This is a genomic window from Mumia quercus (assembly GCF_025506335.1).
Classification (GTDB): Bacteria; Actinomycetota; Actinomycetes; order Propionibacteriales; family Nocardioidaceae; genus Mumia; species Mumia quercus.
The window spans coordinates 45,522-54,432 of record NZ_JANZYO010000007.1 but is presented as its reverse complement, the minus strand read 5'-3'; the positions used below and the strand labels follow the sequence as shown (position 1 = coordinate 54,432).

At 71.4% G+C, this 8,911-nt stretch carries 10 protein-coding genes; 4 read left to right on the top strand and 6 right to left on the bottom strand.

Annotated features, from left to right (window positions below):
- Positions 1-38 precede the first annotated feature (38 nt).
- Entirely contained in the window at positions 39-914 is an 876-nt protein-coding gene (kynA, locus tag NYZ95_RS16905) for a tryptophan 2,3-dioxygenase (RefSeq protein WP_262852502.1), read from the top strand.
- Entirely contained in the window at positions 911-1,696 is a 786-nt protein-coding gene (locus NYZ95_RS16900) for an amidohydrolase family protein (RefSeq protein WP_262852501.1), read from the top strand. The genes kynA and NYZ95_RS16900 overlap by 4 nt, the downstream gene beginning before the upstream one ends.
- Before the next feature lie 130 nt (positions 1,697-1,826).
- Here the strand turns inward: NYZ95_RS16900 and NYZ95_RS16895 are convergent, their stop codons facing one another.
- Entirely contained in the window at positions 1,827-2,588 is a 762-nt protein-coding gene (locus tag NYZ95_RS16895; RefSeq protein WP_262852500.1) for a hypothetical protein, read from the bottom strand.
- A 1-nt stretch (position 2,589) separates the two neighbouring features.
- Complete coding sequence (locus tag NYZ95_RS16890) at positions 2,590-3,279, bottom strand: hypothetical protein (RefSeq protein WP_262852499.1); 690 nt, start codon at positions 3,277-3,279, stop codon at positions 2,590-2,592.
- A 97-nt stretch (positions 3,280-3,376) separates the two neighbouring features.
- Between NYZ95_RS16890 and NYZ95_RS16885 the strand changes: the two genes are divergently transcribed.
- Both NYZ95_RS16885 and NYZ95_RS16880 read left to right on the top strand, forming a co-directional pair.
- Positions 3,377-4,423, top strand: a complete 1,047-nt coding sequence (locus tag NYZ95_RS16885; RefSeq protein WP_262852498.1) for an NAD(P)-dependent alcohol dehydrogenase — start codon at positions 3,377-3,379, stop codon at positions 4,421-4,423.
- Between the two features lie 27 nt (positions 4,424-4,450).
- Positions 4,451-4,837 carry a DUF1304 domain-containing protein gene (locus tag NYZ95_RS16880; RefSeq protein WP_262852497.1) on the top strand — a complete coding sequence of 129 codons (387 nt, stop codon included), beginning with the start codon at positions 4,451-4,453 and terminating at the stop codon, positions 4,835-4,837.
- Positions 4,838-4,852: 15 nt separating this feature from the next.
- On the opposite strand, the gene NYZ95_RS16875 is transcribed toward NYZ95_RS16880, so the two are convergent.
- Genes NYZ95_RS16875 through NYZ95_RS16860 form a run of 4 tightly spaced genes read right to left on the bottom strand, consistent with a single transcriptional unit; the run spans position 4,853 to position 8,866 of the window.
- Entirely contained in the window at positions 4,853-6,010 is a 1,158-nt protein-coding gene (locus NYZ95_RS16875) for a MalY/PatB family protein (protein ID WP_262852496.1), read from the bottom strand.
- 30 nt (positions 6,011-6,040) lie between these two features.
- Positions 6,041-6,706, bottom strand: a complete 666-nt coding sequence (locus NYZ95_RS16870) for a M23 family metallopeptidase (protein ID WP_262852495.1) — start codon at positions 6,704-6,706, stop codon at positions 6,041-6,043.
- Positions 6,707-6,737: 31 nt separating this feature from the next.
- Positions 6,738-7,673, bottom strand: a complete 936-nt coding sequence (gene sigJ / locus NYZ95_RS16865; protein ID WP_262852494.1) for an RNA polymerase sigma factor SigJ — start codon at positions 7,671-7,673, stop codon at positions 6,738-6,740.
- Entirely contained in the window at positions 7,670-8,866 is a 1,197-nt protein-coding gene (locus NYZ95_RS16860; RefSeq protein WP_262852493.1) for an NAD(P)/FAD-dependent oxidoreductase, read from the bottom strand. Before NYZ95_RS16860 ends, sigJ begins: the two co-directional genes overlap by 4 nt.
- Between the last annotated feature and the right edge of the window lie 45 nt (positions 8,867-8,911).

Here is an 8,911-nt window from a genome sequence, read left to right as displayed (position 1 = left end):
GCGCTCGTGCACTGCGTCACATCGCATACGGTGTCGGAGTGAGTGCTCCCCAAGCGCCTGAGGGCGTACGCGACAACACCCGGGCCGTCGAGGACGGGGTGGTGACCGACTTCCGCGACCGCATGACGTACGGCGGCTATCTCGACCTCGACACGCTCCTGTCGGCGCAGCGGCCGGTCAGCCGGCCCGAGCACCACGACGAGCTCTTGTTCATCGTCCAGCACCAGACGACCGAGCTCTGGCTCAAGCTCGTGCTCCACGAGCTGGAGAGCGCGTGCCGGCTGCTGCGCGCCGACGAGCTCGGCCCCGCGCTCAAGCGGGTGGCCCGCGTCAAGCACGTCCAGGCGACGCTCGCCGAGCAGTGGTCGGTGCTGGCGACGCTCACGCCGTCGGAGTACGCGCAGTTCCGCGGGGTCCTCGGCAACGCCAGCGGCTTCCAGTCGTACCAGTACCGCGCCGTCGAGTTCGTCCTCGGCAACAAGAACGCCGCGATGCTCAAGGTCTTCGACGCCGAGCCTGCGCACCAGGCGATGCTGCGACGCGTCCTCGAGGAGCCGACGCTCTACGACGAGTTCCTGCGCTACCTCGCCCGCGCCGGCTACGCCATCCCGGAGGCCGTGCTGGAGCGCGACGTGACCAAGGCATGGACGTTCACCGCCGACCTCGTGCCCGTCTTCACCGCGATCTACGCCGACACCGAGGCGAACTGGTCCGCGTACGAGACGTGCGAGGAGCTGGTCGACCTCGAGGAGAACTTCCAGCTCTGGCGGTTCCGCCACCTGCGCACCGTCGCCCGCATCATCGGGCACAAGCGTGGCACCGGCGGGTCGAGCGGCATCCCGTTCTTACAGAGGGCGCTCGACCTCACGTTCTTCCCCGAGCTCTTCGCCGTCCGGACCGAGATCGGCTCGTGAGTCCGGAGCGCGTGCCCGCGCGGGTCGTCGACCACCACGTCCACCTCCAGCTCGTCGACGTCGCGGCGCTCGGGGACTCCGATCTCGCGGGCGTGGTCGACCTCGGGGCGAATCCGACGGTCGTCGCCGGCCTCGCCGGTTCGCTGTCGGCCGCCGGCGGCCTCCAGGTCTCCTACGTCGGGTCCTTCCTCGCTGCGCCGGGCGGCTATCCGTCCGACCGCGCATGGTGCCCGCCTGGTGCGGTGCGCGAGGTCCTCTCCCCCGCCGACGCCGGTCTCGCGGTGGCCGAGCAGGTCTCGGCCGGCGCCTCGGCCGTCAAGGTGACCCTGCACGCCGACGCCGGGCCCGCGCTTGACGCCGCGTCCCTCGCCGCGATCGTCATCGCGGCGCACGCGTACGAGGCACCCGTGCCGGTCGTCGCGCACGTGGAAGGTGCTGGCACGACCGAGCTCGCGATCGCCGCCGGGGTCGACGCGCTCGCCCACACCCCGTGGACGGAGCGGGTCGACGACGCCCTGGTCCGGCGCGCTGCCGAGGCAGGCCAGGCGTGGATCTCGACGCTCGCGATCCACGCCGACGACCCGGACGCCGAGGCCGTCGCGCTGGACAACCTCGCCCGGTTCTTCGCGGCAGGCGGCCGCGTCCTCTACGGCACCGACCTCGGCAACGGCGACCTCCCGCTGGGGATCAACGACGTCGAGATCGCCGCCCTGCGCAGAGCCGGCCTCGACGACGCCGCGCTCGCTGCCGCACTGAGCGACCCCTGGCCCCTCACCCAGTAGCCCCGAGCCACCCCTCCGGCCGGTCGAGTAGCCCCGAGCCGCCCCTCCGGCCGGTCGAGTAGCCCCGAGCCGCTAGGCGAGGGGCGTATCGAGACCCCGCCGCAGACTGCTTGTACCTGCCACCGGTCGCTCAGGTCGCGGGGCGATCCGGAGCGACCGGTTGAGTTCCGTCCTGCGACGAGAGCGCCGTCGATATCAGGGCGCTCTGTTCAGGCTCTGCCTCTCGCAACCTCGGTGGCGCCGGGGACCAGGCTTTGAGGTGTTGCAGGACGTCCCCGTAGAACGAGTCGACAAGGTCCAGGACAGAGTCGATGAAGGAGCCGCGACCTCGTCCGCGTTTCGCACCCATGGGCGCTGTGACTGCGACCCGGAACGACTTCAGCTCTCGCGCGGGGTCCAGAACCAGGAGCTTGGGGTCCTCGCGGACCATGCTCAGCAGCTCCGCGGCTCCAGCACCGCGGGACCTGGCTGCGAATACCTCGACGCGGGTGTTGTCGGGTGCGTGCTTGAGCTGGCGCACTAGCCAGTTCACTCGTGTAAGGGGGCGACCGTTCCCCGGAGCGTCGATGTCGACCGAGCAGGTGATCCGGCCAGCCCGCAGGTCAGCGCGGACGTCGATTGGACCGACTGTGTTCGGAATGCGGATCGATCCCGAGAAGCTGCTCGTGGTCACGAGCTCGTCGAGCAGCCGCTGCGATCGAAGGCCGGGGTCACCCAGTTCCTTTCGACTGATGACAGGCACGACGTCGGTGCCGAGCTGCCGCCCCAGTCGAAGGCTGGTGAACCGCAGTAGCGCGTCAAAGCGCTCGACAACCGTCTGTGCACCTTTGTCGGTGGCTCGGAGGGTTCCCGCCGAGACTCCCTCCCGAACCGCAACCCAGCTGGAGCCCATGTCATCGAACTCCAGTGCCCCGGATCGCGGGTGCTCGAGGTATCGGATCAGTTCGCCGAGAATCCACGCCTGCTCCGGATCGGAAACTCCGTGGTGCTACTTCTGCATCACCACGGTCGCGACGATGTACGACCACGACCAATGGTGAAGTGCGACCTTTCGAAGCTTTCTTTTGTCGACCTTCGTCGGATGTTGTCCCGGCATCGGGGGAAATCTCGTTGCTCACCGTGACCACCGCATCAAAGCCCTGCTCCCGCGCGACGTCGAGGTAGTGCTCCAGCTGATCGGTACGGAGTTCGTTCTTTCCAGTCTTCACCTCGACGAGCGCCGTCCACTCCCTGCTACCTCGTCGGACGCGAATCAAGCCGTCGGGGATCACACGTGCATCACCGAGAAGAAACGGGACTTCGATGAACGTCTCTGCACGACCAGCAGGAGCGCCCACGTCCTTCAGAAGTGCCCGACCGAACTCGTCGACTGCCGCAAAGACCGCAAGCAGCGCCGATGTCGCACGGCGCTCTTGCTCCTCTGCCCCGTTGATCCCCGACGTGGGAATCAAACGGGCTTGGTGCCAGGTCTCCTCAGTCACAACGCCCCCATTCGTCGTCAACGCGAAATGTCCGCGATGATAGTCCGAGAAGGTAGGCGCTGCACCGTATTCCGTCGTTTTGATCAGGCGAATCGCGGCCACCAGGACGCCAGGGAGGGGGCGCGAACACCACGCCGTGCGCCACTACCCGTCTGACAGACTCGGCCCCGGTCCGTCCGCGACATCCCGAGGAGTGCAGATGACGTCCACCGTCCCCGCCCTGGTGACTCCGTCCGCCGGTGCGCCGTTCGCGCGTGCGAGCGTCGAGCGGCGCGACGTCGGCGAGCACGACGTCCTCATCGACATCGCGTACGCGGGCATCTGCCACTCCGACATCCACCAGGCGCGCGAGGAGTGGGGCGCGTCGATCTTCCCGATGGTCCCCGGCCACGAGATCGCCGGCGTCGTCCGCGAGGTCGGCGCGGGTGTCACCCGGCACGCGGTCGGAGACCGCGTGGGCGTCGGGTGCTTCGTCGACTCGTGCCGCGCGTGCGCCCCTTGCCTCGCCGGCGAGGAGCAGTTCTGCGAGCGTGGCAACGTCCCGACCTACAACGGCCGGGGCGCCGACGGGTCGCCCACGTACGGCGGCTACGCCACGCAGATCGTCGTCGACGAGAGCTACGTGCTCCGCATCCCCGAGGGGATCGCTCTCGACGTCGCCGCGCCGTTGCTGTGCGCGGGGATCACGACCTACTCGCCGCTGCGCCACTGGGGGGCCGGCCCCGGCACGAAGGTCGCCGTCGTCGGGATGGGCGGGCTCGGGCATCTCGCGGTCAAGATCGCGCACGCCCTGGGTGCCGAGGTCACCGTGCTGAGCCACACGCTGAGCAAGAAGGACGACGGTCTGCGCTTCGGCGCCGACCACTACGAGACCGGGGACCGCGACACGCTACGGCGCCTGCGCGGGACGTTCGACCTCATCGTCAACACCGTGTCGGCGGACCTGCCTGTCGACGCCTACCTCCGTACGCTCGCGCTCGACGGCACGATGGTGTTCGTGGGCGCCCCCGAGAACAAGCAGCAGTTCTCCGCCTTCTCCCTGATCGGCGGCCGTCGCCGCCTGGCGGGGTCCAACATCGGCGGCATCCGCGAGACCCAGGAGATGCTCGACTTCTGCGCCGAGCACGGCATCGGGGCCGAGATCGAGACGATCACCGCCGACGACGTCGACAAGGCGTACGACCGCGTGGTCGCCTCCGACGTGCGCTACCGCTTCGTCATCGACACCGCCACCATCCCTGCCTGATCGGCGGCGAGGGCTGATCATGCACGTATGACCGTCCTCGCGTTCGTCTTCGCTGCCCTGGCCGCGCTGCTCCACGTCTGGATCTTCGTGATGGAGTCGCTGCGGTGGGAGCACCCACGCACGCGGCGTACGTTCCAGATGAGTGCGACCGAGGCCGCGGCGACGCGGGAGATGGCGTTCAACCAGGGGTTCTACAACCTCTTCCTCGCCGTCATGGCCCTCGTCGGTCTGGTGCTCCTGGCCAGCGACGAGACGCCGGTCGGACGGGCGCTGATCCTCGCCGGGTGCGGGTCGATGCTCGGCGCCGCTGTCGTCCTCGTCGCCCGCTCGCCCGAGCGCCTGCGCGCCGGGCTCGCCCAGGGCACCGCCCCGTTCCTCGCCGTCGTGTTCGTCGTCCTCGCCGCCGTCGTGTGACGCCGGGCCGGATGCTCAGCCGGCGACGGCGGCCGCCATCCGCTCCACGACCTCCGACAGGATCGCGCGCGAGGTCGCGAACGTGACCCGAGCATGCCCCGCACCGCCCGTCCCGTACGGCAAGCCGCCGCTGAGCGCCACCCTCCCCCGCTCGAGCAGCACCGAGGCGGGGTCGTCCCCCAGGTCGAGCGCGCGGCAGTCGAGCCAGCCCAGGTACGTGGCCTCCGACGGCACCCACCTCACCGCAGGCAGTCGCGCGTCGAGCTCCTTGGCGAGGTGGTCGCGGTTCTCCTCGAGCCCGCGGAGGACCGCGTCGAGCCAACCGCCTCCCTCCCGCAGCGCCGCCGTGTGCGCGATCAGGCCGAGCTGACTCGCTCCGTGCCCCACGACCTCGGGCATCCGCGCGAGGTCGGCGTACGCCGACGGTCCCGCCGCGACGACCGCCGCCTTCGCCCCCGCGAGGTTCCAGGCCTTGGAGGCCGACAAGACGGCGAACGCGTCGTCGCTCCCGTCGACCGAGAGGTAGGGGGTGAACGTCGCCCCGTCGAGCACGATCGGCGCGTGGATCTCGTCGGAGACCACGCGGACCCCGTAACTCCGCGCCAGCTCGGCGACCGCCGCGAGCTCCGTACGCGTATGGGCGACCCCGGCCGGGTTCTGCGGGTTGCACAGCAGGTAGGCCGCCGGTCCCCCACCGGCGACGGCGTCCTCGAAGGCGGCCCCGAGCGCGTCGAGGTCCAATCGGCCGTCCTCCCCGAGCGGCGCCTCGCGCACCTCACGGCCGGTCTTCGCCATGAAGTCGAAGAACGGCGGGTAGACCGGCGTGCTCACGACGACCCGCGACCCCGGCGCGGTGACCAGGCCGACGACCTCCGTCAGACCGGTCATCACGTCGGCGACCATGAGGGTCCGGCCGACGTCCAGACCGTCCCAGCCCCACCGCTGCGACGCGAACGCGGCGAGCGCCTCCGCGTAGGCGTCACCGAACGCGTAGCCGGTGTCACCGCGCCGGACGGCGTCGGTGACCGCACGGACGACCGGCTCGGCCAGAGGGACGTCCATCTCGGCGATGAAGGCAGGGAGCACGTCCGGCGGGTGCAGGCGCCACTTCACGCTGGTGCGGCCTCGCAGGTCGGCGAGGGTCAGCTCTTCGAGCGGGTTCGCGATGCTCATCGCCTCCATCCTCGTACGCCGCACCAACCGTCAGCGCGTGACCTTCAGGCGGAGCACACGGCGCGGGCTGACGGCGTCGCGGTAGGAGCCGCGGGCCGGCCGGACCTCGACGTGCAGGTGCGGTCCGTCCGGAGCCCCGCGGGCACCGCTGCGGCCGACAAGGTCGCCCTTGCGCACGCGGTCGCCGTGGGAGACCACTCGTCGCGAGAGGTGGCCGAGCAGGACGTCGCGTCCGCGCGAGCGGATGATGACCGCCCGGTCGCCGTACGCCGACCCGATCCCCCTCGTGACGACGCGTCCCGCCACCCCGGCGTACACGCGCGTGCCCTTCGGCATGGCGAGATCGAGCCCGTGGTGGAACCCCTTGCGGCCGCTGCAGCGCGGCGACGGCGCGTACCAGGGGGCGCTGGTGCAGCCGTACGGGATCATCCGCCGGTGGGCACCGGCGAACCAGCGGGACGTGTAGCAGCGCCTGTCGGTCGTCCAGAACCGCTTCACGCCGGTGGGGGTGCGGCGCGGCCCGACCTTGCAGGCGGGCGCCCTGGCCACGTCCACCGAGGGTGCCGACACCGCGACCGTCGGCGTCGTGGCGGACACCGACGGAGAGGCGATCCGCACCGGGGACGCATCTGTCCCGGCACACCCCGCCAGCACGAGCATGCACGCGCTCGTGGTCAGGACGGCGGCAGGACGCATCTCTGCAACCTACGCCCCGGTCGGCCTCTCGTCAGGCCGAGCCGGAGCGTCCGGCTGCAAGGCGTGCCAGGTCGGCGGTGCGGCCCACGTGTCGCAGCTTGTCCGGGTTGACCACCGACCACACGTGGGCGATCCGCCCCTCGACGACGTCGAGGCCCATCACCGCGATGATCCCGCCCCCGACTTCGGCCGCCGCCGACACCACGACACCGGGTCCGCCGTTGACGCTCGTCCCCTCGATCGCGACCGGCAGACCTCGCCGGGTGAACCCGGCGAGCAGCCGTGCGACGGCGTCGCGACCGGCGACGGGCCGCGTGATGGCGAACCCGGGCGGAACGTTGCCGCCACCGTCGCCAGTGAAGACGACGTCCTCGGCGAGCACCTCGGCGAACGCGTCGACGGATCCGTCCTGGCAGGCGGCGAGGAACTCGTCCACGAGCCTCTGGCGGCGCGCGGCGTCGTCGTCGTAGCGGCGCCGCCCGTGGGCGACGTGCCGGCGCGCCCGGGAGACGAGCTGCCGCGTGGCAGCGACCGACCTGCCGAGCACGGAGGCCGCCTCCTCGTGGGAGTAGCCGAAGACGTCGTGCAGGAGGAACGCCGCACGCTCGGCCGGGCTGAGGCTCTCCAGCAGCACGAGGAAGGCCGTCGAGACGTCGTCGGCGAGGGCGGCGTGCGCGTACGCGTCGGGCTGCGGCGTGCTGCCGACGGCGGCCAGCGGCTCGGGCAGCCAGTCGCCCACGTACTGCTCGCGGCGCCGGCGCGACGACCGGAGGACGTCGATGCTGAGTCGTGTCGCGATCGTCGTCGTCAACGCGTCGGGATTGTCGGCGTCGTCGACCGCGAGGAGCCGCACGAGGGTCTCCTGCGCGACGTCCTCCGCCTCGGACACGGCGCCGAGCATCCGGTAGGCCACGGCGAACGCCAACGGGCGGAGTCTCGCGAGGTCGTCGTCCTCGAGCGCGGTCATGACGCGATTCTCTCCGCGGAGGAGGCCACGGCCTCGGGAGCGCGCAGGTGCCTGCGCCGCGCGACCCACGGCGACGGGTGACGGAAGAGGAGACGCGCCGAGTCGAGGACCACGTTCTTGTAGACGATCGCCGTACGTCCGGTGAGGATCTGCTCCTTCGGAGTCCCGTCGGCCCGCAGCAGCTGGACGAGGCCGGAGCGCCGTCCGAGGCTGAGGCACTCGTGCCAGTAGCGGAACCGCACCGAGCGCGGGCGGCCACCCGTGAGCGCGGCCACGACCGACTCAGCAGCCGGCGCGGCGGTGAAGGCACCCGTACGGCATCCCATCGCGAGGGAGTCGCCCCACGGCCCCGCCACGGCAGCGGCGTCACCGACGACCCATACGTCGGGGTGCGACGTCGAGCGCATCGTCGTGTCGACCCGTGCCCGCCCGGCCGCGTCCACCGCGACACCTGACGCGGCGACGAGCGGTGACGGTGCGAAGCCGCCGGCCCAGAAGCACAGGTCGAACTCCACCCGTTCTCCGTCGGCCAGCACGAGGGCGTCCGGCTCCACCTGCGCGACCCGGCCGACCGTCCGTACGACACCGAGGGCGTCGAGCGCGGCGACGAGGTGGGTGCGCGCGGCGGCGGACAACCATCCCCCCGGCTCGCTGCCGCTGACCATCCGTACGTCCAGCGCAGGCCAGCGGTCCGCGACCTCGCTGGCGATCTCGAGGCCGGTCAAGCCACCTCCGCAGACCACGACGCGTCCCGAGGAGGACGCCAGCTCGCCGAGGCGCCGCGCCGCTCCCGCCGCCGCTCCGCGGTCGTCCAGGCGCACCGTGTGCGCGGCCGCGCCGGGGACGGTGTCCGCGGCGATCCTGCTGCCCGCCGCGAGGACCAGCGTGTCGTACGGGAGGACGGCACCGTCGTCGAAGACGAGGCGGTGCGCGTCGGCGTCGACGGACCGGACGCGGGCGATCCGCAGCGTGAGCGCGAGCCCGGCGACGAGGTCGGCGAGCGCCATCGCGCGGATGCTCTGGCCGGTCGCCGCCTGGTGGAGGCGCGGCCGTTCGACGAACTCCGGCGACGCCGCGACGAGGGTGATCGCGACCTCGTCCTGGTAGAGCCGGCGCGCGAGCCGCTGCGCCGCAGCCAGGCCCGCGTAGCCGGCGCCGAGGACGACGATCTGGTGCTTCTCGTGTGTGGTCATGCCCCCTCCGACGGCGAGCACGACCCACGTGTGACACACGCGTCC

What these genes read in the sequence shown, in the direction of transcription:
- NYZ95_RS16875 (WP_262852496.1), bottom strand. Translation starts at nt 6,010, where the DNA reads ATGAGCATCGCGAACCCGCTCGAAGAGCTGACCCTCGCCGACCTGCGA.
- NYZ95_RS16870 (WP_262852495.1), bottom strand. Translation starts at nt 6,706, where the DNA reads ATGCGTCCTGCCGCCGTCCTGACCACGAGCGCGTGCATGCTCGTGCTG.
- NYZ95_RS16860 (WP_262852493.1), bottom strand. Translation starts at nt 8,866, where the DNA reads ATGACCACACACGAGAAGCACCAGATCGTCGTCCTCGGCGCCGGCTAC.
- NYZ95_RS16885 (WP_262852498.1), top strand. Translation starts at nt 3,377, where the DNA reads ATGACGTCCACCGTCCCCGCCCTGGTGACTCCGTCCGCCGGTGCGCCG.
- NYZ95_RS16880 (WP_262852497.1), top strand. Translation starts at nt 4,451, where the DNA reads ATGACCGTCCTCGCGTTCGTCTTCGCTGCCCTGGCCGCGCTGCTCCAC.
- NYZ95_RS16895 (WP_262852500.1), bottom strand. Translation starts at nt 2,588, where the DNA reads ATGGGCTCCAGCTGGGTTGCGGTTCGGGAGGGAGTCTCGGCGGGAACC.
- sigJ (WP_262852494.1), bottom strand. Translation starts at nt 7,673, where the DNA reads ATGACCGCGCTCGAGGACGACGACCTCGCGAGACTCCGCCCGTTGGCG.